This window comes from Sphingosinicella sp. LHD-64 (assembly GCF_031157375.1).
In the GTDB taxonomy this organism is placed as follows: domain Bacteria; phylum Pseudomonadota; class Alphaproteobacteria; order Sphingomonadales; family Sphingomonadaceae; genus Allosphingosinicella.
Genome location: NZ_JAVIFV010000001.1, coordinates 1,078,367 through 1,096,928, shown reverse-complemented (window position 1 = coordinate 1,096,928; position 18,562 = coordinate 1,078,367). Strand labels below are relative to the sequence as shown.

General features: G+C 68.0%; 14 protein-coding genes. 6 read left to right on the top strand and 8 right to left on the bottom strand.

The window, feature by feature from the left end; genetic code table 11:
* The first annotated feature begins 112 nt into the window (after positions 1–112).
* A complete protein-coding gene (locus RCO27_RS05305) occupies positions 113–2,434 on the top strand; it encodes a transketolase (RefSeq protein WP_309001592.1) in 2,322 nt (773 codons plus the stop codon).
* On the opposite strand, the gene RCO27_RS05300 is transcribed toward RCO27_RS05305, so the two are convergent.
* The 7 genes from RCO27_RS05300 to RCO27_RS05270 form a co-directional block, all read right to left on the bottom strand.
* The gene (locus RCO27_RS05300) at positions 2,400–3,701 is read right to left on the bottom strand and encodes a PepSY domain-containing protein (RefSeq protein ID WP_309001591.1); all 1,302 of its coding nucleotides are present in this window, start codon (positions 3,699–3,701) and stop codon (positions 2,400–2,402) included. The genes RCO27_RS05305 and RCO27_RS05300 overlap by 35 nt on opposite strands.
* Before the next feature lie 9 nt (positions 3,702–3,710).
* Positions 3,711–4,322, bottom strand: coding sequence for an SCO family protein (locus RCO27_RS05295; RefSeq protein ID WP_309001590.1), 612 nt, complete (start codon positions 4,320–4,322; stop codon positions 3,711–3,713).
* A complete protein-coding gene (locus RCO27_RS05290; protein ID WP_309001589.1) occupies positions 4,319–4,777 on the bottom strand; it encodes a copper chaperone PCu(A)C in 459 nt (152 codons plus the stop codon). The genes RCO27_RS05295 and RCO27_RS05290 overlap by 4 nt, the downstream gene beginning before the upstream one ends.
* A 13-nt stretch (positions 4,778–4,790) precedes the next feature.
* On the bottom strand, positions 4,791–6,749 hold the full coding sequence (locus RCO27_RS05285; RefSeq protein WP_309001588.1) for a TonB-dependent receptor domain-containing protein: 1,959 nt from the start codon (positions 6,747–6,749) through the stop codon (positions 4,791–4,793).
* Positions 6,750–6,827: 78 nt separating this feature from the next.
* A complete protein-coding gene (locus tag RCO27_RS05280; protein WP_309001587.1) occupies positions 6,828–7,253 on the bottom strand; it encodes a hypothetical protein in 426 nt (141 codons plus the stop codon).
* Positions 7,254–7,323: 70 nt separating this feature from the next.
* Entirely contained in the window at positions 7,324–10,776 is a 3,453-nt protein-coding gene (gene mfd / locus RCO27_RS05275; protein ID WP_309001586.1) for a transcription-repair coupling factor, read from the bottom strand.
* Position 10,777: 1 nt separating this feature from the next.
* Positions 10,778–11,041, bottom strand: a complete 264-nt coding sequence (locus tag RCO27_RS05270) for a succinate dehydrogenase assembly factor 2 (protein WP_309001585.1) — start codon at positions 11,039–11,041, stop codon at positions 10,778–10,780.
* 183 nt (positions 11,042–11,224) lie between these two features.
* Here RCO27_RS05270 and recG point away from each other — a divergent pair, with 183 nt between their 5' ends.
* Positions 11,225–13,282 carry an ATP-dependent DNA helicase RecG gene (gene recG / locus RCO27_RS05265; protein ID WP_309001584.1) on the top strand — a complete coding sequence of 686 codons (2,058 nt, stop codon included), beginning with the start codon at positions 11,225–11,227 and terminating at the stop codon, positions 13,280–13,282.
* Between the two features lie 137 nt (positions 13,283–13,419).
* Complete coding sequence (locus RCO27_RS05260) at positions 13,420–13,866, top strand: DMT family transporter (RefSeq protein ID WP_309001583.1); 447 nt, start codon at positions 13,420–13,422, stop codon at positions 13,864–13,866.
* Positions 13,867–13,941: 75 nt separating this feature from the next.
* Here the strand turns inward: RCO27_RS05260 and tyrS are convergent, their stop codons facing one another.
* Positions 13,942–15,168, bottom strand: a complete 1,227-nt coding sequence (gene tyrS / locus RCO27_RS05255; protein WP_309001582.1) for a tyrosine--tRNA ligase — start codon at positions 15,166–15,168, stop codon at positions 13,942–13,944.
* Between the two features lie 86 nt (positions 15,169–15,254).
* On the opposite strand from tyrS, the gene RCO27_RS05250 reads away from it, so the two are divergent.
* The 3 genes from RCO27_RS05250 to RCO27_RS05240 all read left to right on the top strand — a co-directional run bounded on the left by RCO27_RS05250 (position 15,255) and on the right by RCO27_RS05240 (position 18,470).
* Positions 15,255–15,809 carry a DOMON-like domain-containing protein gene (locus RCO27_RS05250; protein ID WP_309001581.1) on the top strand — a complete coding sequence of 185 codons (555 nt, stop codon included), beginning with the start codon at positions 15,255–15,257 and terminating at the stop codon, positions 15,807–15,809.
* 106 nt (positions 15,810–15,915) lie between these two features.
* On the top strand, positions 15,916–17,112 hold the full coding sequence (locus RCO27_RS05245) for a DUF1343 domain-containing protein (protein WP_309001580.1): 1,197 nt from the start codon (positions 15,916–15,918) through the stop codon (positions 17,110–17,112).
* A 14-nt stretch (positions 17,113–17,126) separates the two neighbouring features.
* A complete protein-coding gene (locus RCO27_RS05240; protein ID WP_309001579.1) occupies positions 17,127–18,470 on the top strand; it encodes a M24 family metallopeptidase in 1,344 nt (447 codons plus the stop codon).
* The last annotated feature ends 92 nt before the right edge of the window (positions 18,471–18,562 follow it).

Below are 18,562 nucleotides of genomic sequence, written 5' to 3'. Positions count from 1 at the left end.
TCATTCCAGCGAAAGCTGGAATCTCCCTCCTTTCGGCCTCGCCGCCTGGCGGTCGATCGGAAAGAGAAAAAGAGATTCCAGCTTTCGCTGGAATGACGGTAGAGCGCGGGACATGCTGAAGAAGACCCAGGGGCCTGATCTCGACGCCCTGAAACTGATCGACGACCGGCTGCGTTGGCTGTCGGCGTGGACGATCCACAATGCCAACCATCTGCGCGACAGCGCGGACGGGCTGAAGGTCGGCGGGCACCAGGCGTCCTGCGCGTCGATGACCGCGATCATGGCGGCGCTCTATTTCCATGCGCTGGGGCCGAACGACAAGGTGGCGGTAAAGCCCCATGCCGGGCCGGTGCTGCACGCGGCTCACTATCTGCTTGGCTCGCAGACGCGCGCGCAGCTCGAGGCGTTTCGCGGCTTCGGCGGGATGCAATCCTATCCGAGCCGGACCAAGGACCAGATCCCCGTCGACTTCTCGACCGGGTCGGTGGGCCTCGGCGTCGCGATCACGGCCTTTGCCAGCCTCGTGCAGGACTATCTGGTCGCGCACGGCATGATGGCGTCGGCCGACATGGGCCGGATGGTCGCGCTGATGGGCGATGCCGAGCTCGACGAGGGCAATATCTACGAATGCCTGATCGAGGCGGCGAAGCACGACATCCGCAATTGCTGGTGGATCGTCGACTATAACCGCCAGAGCCTCGACGCGACGACGGCGGACCGGATGTTCAGCCGCTTCGACGAGATTTTCGCGAGCTGCGGCTGGCGGGTGGTGACGCTAAAATATGGCAAGGCGCAGGATTCGGCCTTCGCCGAAAAAGGCGGCGAAAAGCTGCGCGACTGGATCGCGGCCTGCCCCAATGCCGACTATGCGGCGCTCACCTATCTCGGCGGCGCGGCCTGGCGCGAGCGGCTGACGAAGGACCTCGGCAAGGCGGTGAAGCCGATCCTCGATGCCCGCGACGACGATGCGCTCGCCAGCCTGATGACCAATCTCGGCGGCCACTGCTTGGAGACGCTGACGGACGCGTTCGACGCGGCGCAGGACGACGTGCCGACCCTGTTCATCGCCTACACGATCAAGGGCTTCGGCCTGCCCTTCGCGGGACACAAGGACAATCATGCCGGGCTGATGAACCCGGGCCAGATCATGGCGCTGCGCGACGCGATGGGCATCTCCGAGGGCGAGGAATGGGCGCCGTTCGCAGGGCTCGGGGGCAACAGCGCCGAGGCGGCGCGGACGCTGGTCGAGCGCAGCCGCATCGTCCGCGAGAAACGCGGGCGGCCCTGGAACGTGGCCGAGGTGCCGGCGATCGTCCCGCCGGAGGGCGCCGAGCAATCGACCCAGGCGGCGTTCGGCAAGATCCTGCTCGATCTGTCGCGTGGCGGCGGCGCGCTGGCCGACCGGATCGTGACCACCTCGCCCGATGTCACCGTGTCGACCAATCTCGGCCCGTGGGTGAACCAGCGCGGCCTGTTCAGGCGGCAGGAGCTCGCCGACATCTTCGCAGCCGCGAAGATTCCGAGCCCGCAGAAATGGGCGGGCCACCAGGCCGGCCAGCATATCGAGCTGGGCATTGCCGAGAACAACCTGTTCCTGATGCTCGCCGCGCTTGGGCTGGCCGGCGACCTGTTCGGCGGGCGGCTGTTCCCGATCGGCACGGTCTACGACCCGTTCATCGCCCGCGGCCTCGATGCGCTCAACTATGCTTGCTACCAGGACGCCCGCTTCCTGCTGGTCGCGACTCCGTCGGGCCTGACGCTCGGGCCGGAAGGCGGCGCCCACCAGTCGATCAATCCGCCGCTGATCGCGATGGGCCAGCCGGGCCTCCGGCACTATGAGCCCGCTTATGTCGACGAGCTGGCGCTGCTGATGGAAGAAGGCTTCCGCCTGATGCAGGTCGAGGGCGGCGAGAGCGTGTACCTGCGCCTCACCACCCGCAGCATTCCGCAGGTCGCGCGCGAGGGCGACGGCTGGCAGGCCGGCGCGATCGCTGGCGGCTACTGGCTGCGTGAGCCGGCGCCGGGCGCGGAGGCGGCCCTGGTCTATTCCGGCGCGCTGGCCCCCGAGGCGCTGGCCGCCTGGGAGGCGCTGCAGGATGACCTGCCGGGCCTCGGCCTGCTCGCCGTCACCTCGCCCGATCTGCTGCACCGTGGCTGGAGCCAGCGCTGCGCCGGACGTTGGCGCGGCGGCGGAGCGGAGCCCAGCCATGTCGAAACCCTGCTCGCACCATTGTCGCGCGACGCCGGCCTCGTCACCCTGATCGACGGATCGCCGGCCGCGCTCTCCTGGCTCGGCGGCGTGGCCGGACACAAGGTGAGTCCGCTCGGCGTCGAGCGGTTCGGCCAGACCGGCAATCTCGCCGATCTCTACCGCGCCTACCGGCTCGACACCGACGCGATCATCGAGGCTGCAGCCGAGCTGTTCCTCGGCTGAGTGCCCGCTTCGCAGCGCCAGCGGCGAGCGCGACCAGCATCGTCGCGCCGGTCAGCGGGAAGAGCAGTCCGACCGTCAGCAGGATCGCCGCAACGCCGCGGGCGCGGCCGGGATCGTCCGGCTGGGGCGGGGCGCGGAAGCGGCGCTTCCACCACATCACCGGCGCGCTCGCCGCGAGCAGCAGCAGGGCGAGGCAGCCGGCGAGCATGACGAGCCGGTTCGCCTCGCCATATTGGCCGCCCTGATGGGTGTAGATGCCCCATTCGAACGCCTGCGCGCCCGGACCGAAATCGGCGAACCGGAGGTCCTGCAGCACCGCGCCGGTGCCGGGATCGATCGAGACGAGGCGCACCCGATCGGTGCGCTCCACCGCCGAGGACAGGTGGTAGGGCTTGTCCGGCGTGGTCGGCAGATCGAGATTCCACGGCGTGTCCAGCCCGCGGTCCATGGCGATCGTCACGACGCGGTCCGGGCCGATGTCGCCATGGCCGGACGTTTCTGGCTGCGCCTGTCCGCGCAGTGACCAGGGGAGATGCGCGTCACGCGCATCATGCGCGCCATGATCGTCGCCGGCGAGACCCGGTGCTTTCGGCCGGCCGATTTGCTGACTGGCGATGACGGCATGGAAATTGGCGCCCCAGAAGATCGTCCAGGGCATCCCGGTCACCGCCAGGAACAGGATGACCGCGCCGGCGAGCGCGCCGGCCGAGGCATGGAGATTGCGCCAGAAGCGCCGCTCCCCGACCCCGCCGGCGAGCGACAGGGCGCGGCTTCCGGCACGGGGCCACCAGAGATAGAAGCCGGTCAGCACCAGCACGATCGCCCAGCCGGCGACGATCTCGACGAGGACGTTGCCGACCGGCCCGGCGACGGTGAGGCTGTGGAGATGCTTGACCAGCTCCATCGGGCCGCCGCCGCGCGTGGTGCCGAGGACGAGGCCGACATCGGGGCGAACGAAGGCGAGCCGCTCCTCGCCGTCCGCGGCGGTGAAGGCCATGCGCCAGCTCTCGTCGGTTCCGGCGGGGCGTATCACCTGCGTGACCTCCCCGCCGGTCTGGCTTTCGACCCGCTGGATCATGTCGCCGAGCGGCAGCGGCGGGGCGATCGACCGGGCGACAATCCAGTCCCGGTAGAGCCAGCGCTCGATCTCGCTCTTGTAGAGATAGAGGCTGCCGGTGACCGCCATCCAGGCGAGCACCGGCAAGACGATGAGGCCTGCATAGAAATGCCAATGCCAGACGGCGCGGTAGAGGTTGGTCCGGTCCATCGCCGCCCCTCAGCCCCGCACCAGGCGGCGGAGCTTGTCGAGGCTCGGCCCTTCGCTCTCGTGCGCATCCAGCGTCGTCACGAACTCGCCGGCGCGGCCCATCAGGAAGACGGTGGCGGTGTGGTCCATCGTGTAGCCGCCGCCCTCCAGCGGGACGCGCTGGTAATAGACCGCATAGGCGCGGGCCGTGGCGGCAATCTGCGCCGGGGTGCCGGTGAGACCGATGATCGGCGTGTCGAACAGGGTGAGATAGCGGCCGATCTGCGCCGGCGTGTCCGACTCGGGATCGACCGAGACGAACACGATGTTGAGCGTGTCGGCGTCGCTGCCGAGCCGGGCGCGCAGCTGTGCCATCCGACTGAGCGTGGTCGGGCAGACGTCGGGGCAGCGGGTGAAGCCGAAGAAGATCGCGAAGGGCTTGCCGCGAAGCTGGTCGTTGCCGAACGGCCGGCCGTTCACGTCGGTGAGCGTGAACGGGCCGCCGACCGCGGCGGCATAGCTGGCGGCGGGATCGACAGGCGCTTCCGGACGGTAGACCGCCCAGCCGATGCCGCCGGCCGCGATCAGGGCGGCCGAGACGAGCAGGCCACGCTTGAGGCCGCGACGGACGGGGCCGGTCATTGGCCGCCTCCCTGCGCTGCCTGGGCGGCGTTGCGCACCTCGAAGCTGGCCGTGACGGGCGCGCCGGTGCCGAAGCGGAAGGTGACCGGGATGCGCTCGCCGCCGCGGAGCGGGCGGTTGAGGTCGAGCAGCATCAGATGGTAGCTGCCGGGCCTCAATTCGACCGTCTCGCCGGCCGGGATGTCGATCCCCTCCGGCAGCGGACGCATCCGCATCACGCCGTCGTCGTCGGTGACATTGTGAATCTCGACGCGGCCGGCGACCGGCGTGTCGGCGCCGGTCATGCGCACGTCCTGGCCGGTGCCGTTCTCGATCCGGCCATAACCGGCGCTGACGATGACTCCGGCGGTCGTCTCACGCGCCCAGCCGTCGTGGACGGCGACCATGCCGGAGGGCGGGCGGCCGCCGCAGGCGGCGAGCGCCGCGAGCGCGGCGAGCAAAGAGAAATGCTTCATCTCATTGGTCCTTTCAGAATTGGGCGCGCAGACCGCCGAACAGGGCGCGGCGCTCGACGGGGTAGAAAATGACGGACGCGGGATTGGCCGCGACGACGGCCGAGATGTCGCCGACCGCGTCCGTTCCGGTGAGGTTGCGGGCATCGACGAACAGGCTGAGACCGTCGCGGAGCGCCGCTTCGGCGGTCAACCCGAGCGTGGCGTAGCCGTCGACCCGCAAGGTGTTGGCATAGTCGGCCCATGCCCCCTGCGGCACCCATTCCACCGCGGGCGCGAGGTTGAGCGCGTCGGTGCCGAGCCGGAGCTCGGCGCGATAGAGATGCTTCGGCGCGACCGGCAGGCGGTTGTCCCCATATTGCGCATCATCGCGGAAGCGGAAGTCGTTATACTGGTAGATCTGCCGCAGCCGGGCCCAGGGGGCGAGATCGAGGTCGAGGCCGGCCTCGATGCCTTGATGGCGGGTGCGGTCCGCATTGAAGGTCGAGGCCGGGATGTCCGGGCCGACGGTGAACTGGAGCAATTCGCCCTTCAACGTCGCACGGTAGAGGCTGAGGTCGAAGCGGGCGATGCCGATCCGGCCGCGCGCGCCCAGCTCCGCCGTCCAGGCGCGCTGGGTGTCGAGCGGCACGAAGGCGGCGACCTGCGCCAGCTCGATGAAGCCGGGCATTTCATGGGAGCGGCTGTAATTGGCGTAGAGCTGGATCGCCTCGCACGGCTCCCAGAGGAGGCCGAAGCGGGGCGAGAACTGGTCGTCCTCGAACCCGCCGTTCACCGAAGTGGGCAGGATCTGGTCCTGCTCGCGCGATCCATGGCTGTAGACGCCGCCGGCGATCAGGCTGACCCGGCCGAGCCGGTAGCGGCCCTCGCCATAGACGTCGATCGTCCGGGCGCGCTGGTCGGCCTCGAACGTGCGGGCGCCCCGTTCGCCGCTCAAGTTGACGTAGCGCCGAGAACGGACCGTGCCGAAGCGGGCGGTCGAACCCAACGTGAAGTCGAACGGCCCATGCGCGAGGTCTAGGCGGGAGAACAGGCCCCAGTCGGTCGAGCTCTGGTCCACCAGCTGGAAGATCGGGTGATAGAGCTCCTTGAGGTTGGCAAAGCCGCCGACCTCCAGCTCGCCGCCGCCCAGCGTGATGCGGGTGCGGTTCTGGAGGCGGAGCGAATCGATGTCGCGCGCCTGGTCGCCGGTGAAGTTGCCGGTGCGCGGGCGCTCGATCGCGTCGGCGAGGTTGAGCGCGCCGGGCAACTCCTGCCGGAGCGTCTGGGCACTCGCGTAGAAGCGGGTCTCGACGGTCCCCGAGAGTCTGAGACCGACATTGCCATGGAAGCGCAGCGACCTGCGGCGGGCATGGTCGCGATCGCCGTCCGATGCGTCGCCGGTCAGCGCGACCCAGGCGTCGCCGACCTCATTGGCGAAGCCGTAGCCGACGAGGCCGCGCAGCGTATCGAAGCTCCCGCCGTCCAAGCGGAAGGCGAAGCCGGGTGCCGAGCGGCCGGTGGGCGTGACGCCGTTGATACCGCCGCCGAGCGTGGTGCCGCCGAAGCGCAGGGCATTGGCGCCACGATAGACCTCGATATGCTGGAAGACGGTTGGGTCCAGCTCCTGAAAGTCGCCATTGTCGTCGGCGAGGTTGATGGGGACGCCGTCCTCCAGCAGCGTCAGGCCGCGCATATGATAGCCGCGGCTGAGGCCCGAGCCACGGATCGAGAGGCGCACCTCCTGCCCGAAGCGTGGCTGGGCATAGACGCCGGGCGAGAAGGCGAGAGCATCGCGCAACGAGACGGCGACGCGGTTTTCGTAGTCGGTCGCGGGGACGATGTCGGCTCCGCCGGGTCGGCGGTCGGCATCCGCCTCGGCCTCGGCGATGTGCTGGCCGGTGACGACGATGGCATTGTCGTCGGGTGCCGCCTCGACAGCGGCTGTAGAGGCGAATACGTATAGCGACGCACCCGCGGCGAGTGAAATCAACATGATGGCTTTTCCTGAAGATCGGTGCGGCCGCGCTGGGCGCAGCTGATTGCGCCGGGTGGAACCCGGCGGGCGTCGATGTCAGGTGCGAAGTGGTGGGCCCGTGGACGGCGGCGGCGGAGCCGGGAGGCCGCGGCCGACGGCGGCGACCAGTGCGATCGGACGAATGTCGGCGGGCCCGGGTGCGGGAATGAGTCCTACCGGCTGGTCGGGTGCCACCCACGACAGAGCGAGACCCGCGAACGTACAGGGCTGATCGTTCGGCGATGACGGCGTCTCGTCGTGGTCCTGTTCCGTCCCCGCCAGCGCTGCATCGAGCAGCTGGCGCGCTGCCTGCGCCTGCGTAGAATCGCCGCCCGGCATGCGGCCGGAGCAGAGCTCGATGACGAACCCTTCGGTGGTCCGGACCGGCATCCAGCCGGCCGGGATCAGCGCGCGCAGAAACAGCGCTCCGCCCAGCAGGGCGAGCATCCAGGCGCCCATGCGCTGTGGCGCGAGCCGACTCACATCGCCCGCCTAATGATTGACCACGCAATCGGCAATGCGATCGGCTAGCCTGATCTCTCGAACTCGATATCTATGAGACGATCTTCGCGAGACCTTTCGAGAGCTGCAGCGCGCCATTGAGGCGCTGTTGGGCGGTTGGCCAGTCGCGGGCGATGACGAGCTTGCTGTCGGGGCGCAGGCGCGCGGTGCCTTTGAGGCGTTCGACATAGGCGAGGAGGCCGGGCAGGTCCGGGAAGCTGTCATTGTGGAAATGGACCAGCGCGCCTCTCGGGCTGACATCGAGCTTGGCGATCGTCGCGGCACGGCAATTGAGCTTGATCTCGATCACCTTCAACAGATTTGCGGTTTCCTCGGGGAGCTTGCCAAAACGATCGATCAGCTCGGCTGCGAAGCTTTCGATTTCGGGTGCGTCGGCGAGCTCGTTCAGGCGGCGATAGAGGCCCATCCTGAGGTCGAGATCGGGGACATAGGCGTCGGAGATGAGAATGGGCGCGTCGACGGTGATTTGCGGCGAGAATTGCTCGGGCCGGCGCTCCAGCCCGCCGGCCTTGGCGTCCAGGATCGCCTCCTCGAGCATCGACTGGTAGAGTTCGAAGCCGACCTCCTTGATGTGGCCGGACTGTTCGTCACCGAGCAGATTGCCGGCGCCGCGGATGTCGAGATCATGGGTGGCGAGCTGGAAGCCGGCGCCGAGGCTTTCGAGGCTGGCCAGCACCTTCAGGCGCTTGTCGGCGGTCTCGGTGGTGAGCCGGTCGGCCGGCGTGGTGAAATAGGAATAGGCGCGGGTCTTGGCCCGTCCGACGCGGCCGCGCAGCTGGTAGAGCTGGGCGAGGCCGAAGCGGTCGGCGCGGTGGACGATCAGCGTGTTGGCGGTCGGGATGTCGAGGCCGCTTTCGACGATCGTTGTTGACAGCAGCACTTCGTATTTCCGGTCGTAGAAGGCGGAAATCCGCTCCTCGACCTCGGTCGGCGCCATCTGGCCGTGCGCGACGACGTAGCGCACCTCCGGCACCTCCTCGCGCAGGAATTGCTCGATGTCGGGCAGGTCGGCGATGTGCGGCACGACGAAGAAGCTCTGCCCGCCGCGATAATGTTCGCGCAGCAAAGCCTCGCGGACCACCACAGGGTCCCAGGGCATGACGTAGGTACGCACAGCCAAGCGATCGACCGGAGGGGTTTGGATCACCGACAGTTCGCGTAGCCCGGACATCGCCATCTGCAGCGTGCGCGGGATCGGTGTGGCGGTGAGCGTCAGGACATGCACGTCGGCGCGCATCGCCTTCAGTTTCTCCTTGTGGGTGACGCCGAAGCGCTGCTCCTCGTCGACGATGACGAGGCCGAGATTCCGGAATTCGACGCCCTTGGCGAGCAGCGCGTGGGTGCCGATGGCGATGTCGACCTTGCCGGCCTTGAGCCGCTCCTTCGTCTCCGCCGCCTCTCGCGCGGGGACGAGACGGGAGAGCCGGCCGATCTCGATCGGGAAGCCCTGGAAGCGTTCCTTGAAGGTGTTGAAATGCTGGCGGGCGAGCAGGGTGGTCGGCGCGACGAGGGCGACCTGCAGGCCGGACATCGCCGCGATGAACGCGGCGCGCAGCGCCACTTCGGTCTTGCCGAAGCCGACATCGCCGCAGACCAGCCGGTCCATCGGCTTGCCCGCGCCGAGATCGCCGATCGTGTCGGCAATGGCGCGGTCCTGGTCCTCGGTCTCCTCGAACGGGAAGCGGTCGGCGAAGGCGGCATAGCCGGTGTCGGGCTCGGCCACCGCGCCGGGACGCAGCGCGCGCTCGGCCGCGACCTTGATGAGCTCGCCGGCGATCTCGTGGATCCGCTCCTTCATGCGGCTCTTGCGCCGTTGCCACGCCTCGCCGCCGAGCCGGTCGAGCGCGACGCCCTCGCTCTCGCTGCCGTAGCGCGAGAGGATGTCGATGTTCTCGACCGGCACGTAGAGCTTGTCGCCGCCGGCATAGGTCAGCGCGACGCAGTCGTGCGGCGCCTTCTGCACCGGAATCTGGGTGAGCCCGTCATAGCGGCCGATGCCGTGATCGGCGTGGACGACGAGATCGCCGGGCGTCAGCGTCGCCAGCTCGTCGAGGAAGGCCTGGGTGCTCTTCTTGCGTCGGCGGCGGACCAGGCGGTCGCCGAGCATGTCCTGCTCGGTGAGCAGGGCGACGTCCCTGGTCGTGAAGCCGTGATCGAGCTGGATGACGGCGAGCGCGACCTGCCCCTTGGCCGCGACGCCGAGTGCTTCCTGCCAGCTCTCCGCCTCGGCGACCTTGGCGAGGCCGTGATCGGCAAGCAGGCCTTTCAGTCGCTCGCGCGACCCGTTCGAATAGCTGGCGAGAACGATCCTGTGCTTCGTCCGCCGGAGCGCGGCAACATGGGCGGCGACCGCCTCGTAGACGTTGGTGCCTTGCGTCCGTTCGGGCGCGAAGTCGCGCGGCGGCTCGACCTCGAAATCGAGGACGCGGGCGCTTTCCGGTTCTAGGAAGGGGGTAACGAGGTGGAGCGGGCGATCTGTGACCAACGTCTCCCATTTGTCGCGGGCGAGATAGAGCGTCTCGGGCGCGAGCGGGCGATAGCTACCGGGGTCGGACGACTGCGCGCGCTGGCGATTCTCGTAATAGTCGGCGATTGCCTCGAACCGCCCTTCGGCCGCGCCGCTGTCGCCGGGGTCGCGGACGACGAGGTCGTCCTCGCCGAGATGATCGAACAAAGTCGCCAGCCGCTCCTCGAACAGCGGCAGCCAGTGGTCGAGCCCGGCGATCCGCCGCCCCTCCGACACCGCCTGATAGACCGGATCGCCGGTCGCGGTGGCGCCGAACAGCTCGCGGTAGCGCGACCGAAAGCGCTTGATGCTGTCCTCGTCGAGCAGCGTCTCCGCGGCGGGAAGCAGGGTGAATCCCTCGATTCGCGCGACGCTGCGCTGGGTGGCCGCGTCGAAGCGCCGCACGCTCTCGATCTCGTCGCCGAAGAAGTCGAGGCGCAGCGCATCCTCCTCGCCGGCCGGAAACAGGTCGACGAGGCCGCCGCGCACCGCGAACTCGCCCGGATCACGCACCGTCTCGGTCCGGCTGTAGCCGTTGGCGGCGAGCAGGGCGGTCAGCCGATCCAGATCGATCCGCTCGCCCGGCGCGAGGCGCGCGACGAGCTGGCGGACGCGGAACGGGGTCAGCGTGCGTTGCAGCGCCGCGTTGACCGTCGTGACGAGAAGCTGTGGCTTTGCGGCCTCGCGCTGGAGCGCATGCAGCGTCGCCAGCCGCTCCGAGGTCGAGCGCAGCGACGGCGAGGAGCGGTCATAGGGCAGGCAGTCCCAGGCCGGGAAGACGAGCGTCTCCAGCTCCGGCGCGAAATAATGGGCCGCATCAGCGAGCGCCCGCATCGCCGCCTCATCCGGCGCGATGAACACCGCACGGCCTTTCGCGGCACGGGCGAGATCGGCGGCAAGCCAGGGCAGGAAGCCCGCCGGCACGCCCGCCAGCGTCATCGGCTTGTCGGCCGAGAGGATTTTCTGGATATCGGTCACGTCAGGGCAGCTTGATATAGTCGTGGGTCTGGAGGCGGTTCATCATCTCCCCCCGCCAGCGCTCCGGCACGGCGGCGGTTCCCATCGCCCAGGCGAGAATGTCGACGTCCTGCTCCTCGAGCAGCGCCTCGAACGCATCGAGTTCCGCCTCCGACCAGCCGGCATGATGCGCGTCGAAGAAGCCGCCGACCAGCATGTCCGCCTCGCGCACGCCGCGATGCCAGGCACGGAACTTCAGGCGTTTGAGGCGGGCGGTGCGGTTCATGGCTTCCCAAGCAGAAAAGGCCGCTCCGGGGTTCCGGGCGGCTTCGATCATGGCCATGTAGGCAACACCCGCCCGTCATTCCAGCGAAAGCTGGAATCTTCCTGCCTTCATGGCCGTCGGGCAAGAAAAGCGGGATTCCAGCTTTCGCTGGAATGACGAAATGGGGCACAGAAGCGACACGTCATGCGCCCCGATATTCTCAATCCGCTGTTCGCCGAGGTGGAGGTGCTGAAGGGCATCGGACCGCAGCTCGCCAAGCCGCTGCACCGGCTGAAGCTCGACCGGGTGATCGACATCCTCTTCCATCTCCCGGTGAGCTGGATCGACCGCAAGCGGGTGACCCGGCTCGACGAGGCCGATGTCGGGCGGGTGATCACCATCGAGCTGACCGCGCGCGACTATCGGCAGGCCGGGGGCAGGGGACCGTTCCGCGTCTATGCGGCCGATGGGGGCGGCGACTATGTGACGCTCACCTATTTCAACAATCCCGGCTGGGCGAAGAAGCAGCTGCCGCTCGGCGAGCCGCGGCTCGTCTCCGGCAAGCTCGATCGCTATGGGCAGGAATTGCAGATGGTCCATCCGGACTATGTGCTGGCGCCCGGCGAGGACGCCGATATTCCCGAACGCGAGCCGGTCTATCCTCTGTCCGAAGGCCTCACCAACCATCGCCTCGGCGACCTCGCCGGCCAGGCGCTGGCGCGGCGGCCGGACCTTGGCGAGTGGATCGAGCCGAGCCTCAAGGCGCGGCACGGCTGGCCGGACTGGGCGGAGGCGCTGGATACCGCGCACCGCGATCCTGCCGCCGCTAAGGCGCGCGAGCGGTTGGCCTATGATGAGGTGTTCGCCAACCAGCTCGCGCTGATGCTGGTGCGGGCCTCGTCGCGGAGGCGCAAGGGCGTCCCACTCCTCGGCGACGGTCGTCTGCGTGACCAGCTCAGGCTGCCCTACACGCCGACCGGGGCGCAGCAGCGGTCGGTGCGCGAGATCGAGGGCGATCTGCAGCAGGAGACGCCGATGCTGCGCCTGCTGCAGGGCGACGTCGGCTCGGGCAAGACGCTCGTCGCGTTGATGGCGATGCTGGTGGCGGTCGAAGCGGGCGCGCAGGCGGCCCTGCTCGCGCCGACCGAGATTCTTGCCCGCCAGCATCACGACAATCTCTCGCGCCTGCTCGCCGGCCTGCCGGTCAACGTCGCGATCCTGACCAGCCGCGAGAAGGGACGCGCTCGCGAATCCTGCCTGATGGGCCTCGCCGACGGCTCGATCCACATCCTGATCGGCACCCACGCCATCTTCCAGGAGAAGGTCGCCTACAAAAGGCTCGGCCTTGCGGTGGTGGACGAGCAGCACCGCTTCGGCGTCGCCCAGCGGATGATGCTGGCGAGCAAGGCGGAGCGACCACCGCATCTGCTCGTCATGACCGCAACGCCGATCCCGCGCACGCTGACGCTGACCCATTATGGCGAGATGGATGTGAGCCGCCTCGACGAGATGCCGCCCGGCCGCCAGCCGATCGAGACGCGGGTGATTAGCGAGGACCGGATGGCCGAGGTGATCGACGGCCTCGGCCGCCATATTGCGGCGGGCCGGCAGGCCTATTGGGTCTGTCCCCTGGTCGAGGAAAGTGAGACTTCGGACCTTGCGGCCGCCGAAGAGCGGGCACGAGTGCTGGGCCAGCGCTTCCCCGGGCAGATCGGAGTCGTCCACGGCCGGATGAAGGGGCCGGAGAAGGACGCGGTCATGGAGGCGTTTGTGGGCGGGCGGATCGCCGTTCTCGTCGCGACGACGGTGATCGAGGTCGGCGTCGACGTGCCCAATGCCAGCCTGATGATCGTCGAGCACGCTGACCGCTTCGGCCTTGCCCAGCTCCACCAGCTCCGCGGCCGGGTCGGGCGCGGTGACCAGCACAGCGTCTGCCTGTTGCTGCGTGGGGGGAGCCTCAGCGAGACCGCGCGCGCAAGGCTCGGCCTGATGCGCGAGACCAATGACGGCTTCCGCATCGCCGAGGAGGACCTGCGGTTGCGCGGCGCCGGCGAGATCCTCGGCACCCGCCAGTCGGGCGAAGCGGAGTTCCGCCTGGCCAGCCCCGAACAGGTCGCCGAGCTGGCGCCGATCGCGATGGACGATGCCCGCCTGCTCGTGGATCGCGACGGCGGCCTCGACAGCGAACGGGGGAAAGCGGCGCGAACTCTCCTCTATCTGATGGAGCGCGATGCGGCCGTGGGATTGCTGCGGGGTGGCTGACCTCCCAACCGTCACCCTGAACTTGTTTCAGGGTCCAGGTCTCCATCCGCTGCGAGGCTCGAAGTTGGATGCTGAAACAAGTTCAGCATGATGGTTATAGGCGAGCTCACGCAACCTCCACGACAAGGACCGCCACGATGCCCGCCTCGCTTCTCCTGCCCATCGTGCTCGTCCTCGCTGCCGGATCGATGATGGCGATCCAGCCGCCCACCAACGCCTATCTCGCCCGGGCAAGCGGTTCGGTGATGTTCGCCGCACTCCTGTCCTTTGTGGTCGGCACCGTCGTGCTGTCCGCGCTCACGCTGGCGACCCAGCGCCCGGCGCTGGCGCCGCTGCGCGACGTGCCGTGGTATGCCTGGGCGGGCGGCCTCTACGGCGCCTTCTTTGTCACGGTCGCGACCTATGCCGCGCCGCGCCTCGGCATAGCCTCGATGCTCACCATCGCGATCGCCGGCCAGATGATCGCCGCGCTCGTCATCGATCATTACGGGGCGCTCGGCCTCGACCGCTCGCCTGTCACCCCTGGCCGCATCGCCGGCGCGCTGCTTGTGATCGGCGGCGTGCTGCTCGTGCGGCGGGGTTAACACTCCACGTCACCCCGGCGAAGGCCGGGGTCCATGCGGATTCAGTATGGATTCCAGCCTTCGCTGGAATGACGATTACAGGGTTATCAGCCCGTGCTTTTTCTTACCCAAGCTTATCTTTCTGGGTGTGGGGCCGAAATAGAATCGGTGTTCCGGGTCAGTAATCTGCGTTCCGTCCAACCGGACGGCACCTTCCGCAATCTTACGACGCGCTTCGGCTTTGGACGGCACAAACCCGACTCCGATAAGAGCATCAACAATACCAACTTCGCCGCTCGGCACGGAAAAGGTTGGCAGATCCCCGCCGGCCGCCCCTTCCTCGAAAGTCCGGCGCGCCGTCTCGGCCGCGGACTGCGCAGCCTCAACCCCGTGCAGCATCGCGGTGGCGGCGTCGGCGAGGGCCTTCTTGGCATCGTTGATCCCGGCGCCCTCCAACGCCTCCAACCGGGCGATCTCGTCCAGCGGCACGTCGGTGAACAGCCGCAGGAATCTGCCCACGTCTGCGTCCTGCGTGTTCCGCCAGAACTGCCAGTAATCGTAGGCCGAAAGCTGGTCGGCGTTGAGCCACACCGCGCCGGAGACGGTCTTGCCCATCTTGCCGCCGTCGGCGGTGGTGATGAGCGGGGTGGTCAGGCCGAACACCTCGACGCCGTCCATGCGGCGGGTGAGCTCGACGCCGTTGACGATATTGCCCCACTGGTCGGAGCCGCCCATCTGCAGCCGGCAGCCGGCCCGGCGCGAGAGCTCGCGGAAGTCGTAGCCTTGCAGGATCATGTAGTTGAACTCGAGGAAGGACAGCGACTGCTCGCGGTCGAGGCGGAGCTTCACGGAATCGAAGCTCAGCATCCGGTTGACCGAGAAATGCTGGCCGACCTCGCGCAGGAAGGGGATATATTCCAGCTTGTCGAGCCATTCGGCATTGTCGACCATGATGGCATCGGTCGGCCCGTCCCCGAAGGTCAGGAAAGGCTCGAACACGCGGCGGATCGAGGCGATGTTGGCGCTGATCGTCTCGACCGTGAGCAGCCGCCGCGCCTCGTCCTTGAAGCTCGGATCGCCGATCTTGGAGGTGCCGCCGCCCATCAGCACGATCGGCTTGTGCCCCGCCTGCTGGAGCCGGCGCAGCATCATGATCTGCACCAAAGAGCCGACATGGAGCGACGGCGCGGTCGCGTCGAAACCGATATAAGCGGGGATGATCTCCTTCGCCGCCAGCGCATCGAGCGCCGCCGCGTCGGTCACCTGATGGATATAGCCGCGCGAGGACAGCAGGGTTAGGATATCGGACTGATATTCGGTCATGGCGTGGCGCGGTTAGCACGCGTTTACAATATTGCTAAGCCTGTTCAGGCTTGGACTCACGCGCTCGCGACAATGACTGGAGAATCATGACTGGCAAGTCGACCCCCGGTGGATTCATGTGCCTGCGGCCTTTCCCGGACCTCCCGCACCCTGATATCGAAGTGATCGCCGAGGCCTCTCGGCTGCGGGCGGATGTCCTGCAGCTCTGGCTTACGCTGCGAGGCGACCTTTCCGGGATTGTCATTCCGGAGTTCAGTGAACCGGCGCGGGCGGACGATTTGTGGCAGCATACCTGCTCAGAAGCCTTCCTGCTCGCCGGAAGCGGGTCGGGCTATTGTGAGTTCAATATCTCACCTTCTCGCCACTGGGCTGCCTATAGCTTCACGCGATATCGCGAAGGGAGAGAAAATCTCGACATCGAAGCGCCCGATGTGACCGTAGCGGAAATGGGGAGCAATTTCTCGATTGGCGCGGTGCTGAAACTTGGCCCGTCTCTGGCCGATAAGCCCTGGATGCTCGGCCTGTCGGCGGTGATCGAGGAAGCCGACGGCACCAAGTCCTACTGGGCGCTGAAACACCCGCCGGGGAAGCCGGATTTCCATCATCCGGATTGCTTTGCGCTCGAATTGCCGGTCATCTGAACCCGATCCGTCACCCCGGACTTGATCCGGGGTCCACCTTCTTTACGAACACTGCGAAAGAAGATGGATGCCGGATCAAGTCCGGCATGACGAAGAGAGTTCGAGAATGAAATTCGGCATCGACCGGCTGCTCGCCGACCCTGACCTGCGCAGGCCCCTCGAAGGCAGGCGCGTCGCTTTGCTCGCCCATCCCGCCTCGGTGACGGCGGACCTCACCCACAGCCTCGACGCCCTCGTTGCGGCGGGGCTCAACGTGTCGGCGGTGTTCGGCCCGCAGCACGGCGTGCGCGGCGATCTCCAGGACAATATGATGGAATCGCCGGACTATACCGATCCGACCTACGGCATGCCGGTGTTCAGCCTCTATGGCGAGGTGCGGCGGCCGAGCGGCCAGTCGATGGGGACGTTCGACACGATCCTCGTCGACCTGCAGGACGTCGGTTGCCGCATCTACACCTTCGTCACGACCCTGCTCTACGTGCTCGAAGCCGCCGCGCAGCACGGCAAGTCGGTCTGGGTGCTGGACCGCCCCAATCCCGCCGGCCGCCCGGTCGAGGGACTGACGCTCCGCCCCGGCTGGGAGAGCTTCGTCGGCGCCGGGCCGATGCCGATGCGCCATGGCCTCACCTTGGGCGAGATGGGCCTGTGGTTCGTCGATCAGTTCAAGCTCGATGTCGATTACCGCGTGATCGAGATGGAGGGCTGGCAGCCCGAGGCGGCGCCCGGCTTCGGTTGGCCGCCGGAGCGGGTGTGGATCAATCCCAGCCCCAATGCCGCCAACGTGAACATGGCCCGCGCCTATGCCGGCACGGTGATGCTGGAGGGCACGACGCTGAGCGAGGGCAGGGGCACCACCCGCCCGCTCGAGCTGTTCGGCGCGCCGGACATCGACGCGAAGCAGGTGATCGCCGAGATGCACCGCATCGGCCCGCAATGGCTGGACGGCTGCACGCTGCGCGACATCTGGTTTCAGCCGACCTTCCACAAGCATGTCGGCCAGCTGTGCAGGGGCGTCTTCATCCACGCCGAAGGCCATGCTTACGACCACGACGCCTTCCGCCCGTGGCGCCTGCAGGCGCTCGGCTTCAAGGCGATCCGGGCGCTCTATCCGGACTATGATCTCTGGCGCGATTTCCCGTACGAGTATGAGTTCGACAAGCTCGCGATCGACGTGATCAATGGCGGCCCGGCCTTGCGCGAGTGGGTCGACGATCCGGCGGCCGTGCCGGGCGATCTCGACGTGCTCGCGCTGCCCGACGAGGATGCATGGGCGGAAGAACGAGGGGCGTTCCTGCGCTACTAAAAAGGGGGAAGAGGATGCTGCACAGGATGGTGCTGGCCGCGACGCTGGCTGTCACGGCGCCGGCCTTCGGTCAGGCGGCGCTGAACACGCAGGAGCAGGCCGCGCCGGCGCTGCCCCGCATCCTGCCCCTGCGCGAGCAGGCCCGCCTCCGTGACGCGTGGCTCGCCGAGCGGCTCGATACCGTCGTCCCCGCATTGATGCGCGAGCATGGCTTCGACATGTGGGTGCTCATCGCCCGCGAATATCTCGAAGACCCGGTGATGACGACGATGCTGAACGCGACCAGCATGCGCGCGCGGCGGCGGACGATCCTGATCTTCTTCGATTCCGGCGAAGGGCAGCCGGTCGAGCGGCTGACGGTCAGCCGCTATGGCCTCGGCGGCCTGTTCGCGCCGTCCTGGGATCCAACCGCGCAACCCGACCAGTGGGCGCGGCTCGGCGAGCTGATCGCCGCGCGCAATCCGCGCCGCATCGCGGTCAACGTCTCGCCCAGCACCGCCTTCGCCGACGGCCTGACCCGCAGCCAGCATGACGGCCTGATGGCGGCGCTCTCCGAAGCACTCCGCAGCCGCGTCGTCCCGACCGTCGAGCTCGCCGTCGGCTGGCTGGAAACCCGCATTCCGGCCGAGATGGAACGCTATCCGGAGATCGTCCGCCTTGCCCATGCGATCATCGCCGAGGGCTTCTCGCGCCGCGCGGTGACGCCGGGGACGACCACGGTCGACGACCTCGTCTGGTGGTATCGCGAGCGGATCAACGCGCTCGGCCTCGACACCTGGTTCCAGCCCAACGTCAACATCTTCCGCCGCGGCGCCGCGGCGCCGCTCGAGGGGGATACGGTGATCCAGCCGGGTGACATGCTCTGGCTCGATTTCGGTATCACCTATCTCGGCCTCAACACCGACACCCAGCACCTCGCTTATGTGCTGCGCCCGGGCGAGACCGAGGCGCCCGCCGGCCTGCGCGCCGGCCTCGCCGCTGCCAATGCGACCCAGGATGCGGTGACCGCGAGCTTCCGCACCGGTCTGTCCGGTAACGAAATTCTTGCGGCCGCGCGGACCCGCGCGATCGCGGCGGGCCTCCGGCCGACCATCTATTCCCACCCGATCGGCTATCACGGCCACGGCGCCGGCGCCTCGGTCGGCTTCTGGGACAATCAGGAAGCCGATCCGCGCGGCGAGCACCGCCTTCGCCCGAACACCGCCTGGTCGATCGAACTCAATGCCCGCCACACGGTCCCCGAGTGGGGCGGGCAGGAGGTCGACTTCCGACTGGAGGAGGACGCGTTCTTCGACGGCCGCCAGGTCCGCTATCTCGACGGCCGGCAGGACCGCTTCCACCTGATCGCGAACAACTAGCGCCTGCGCTCTGCCTGGCGCACCGGACCGGGCTATAGACTGGATCAAGGACAAGGTCCGCGGCCCGTACGGGCCGCGGCCTTCGGCGGGCT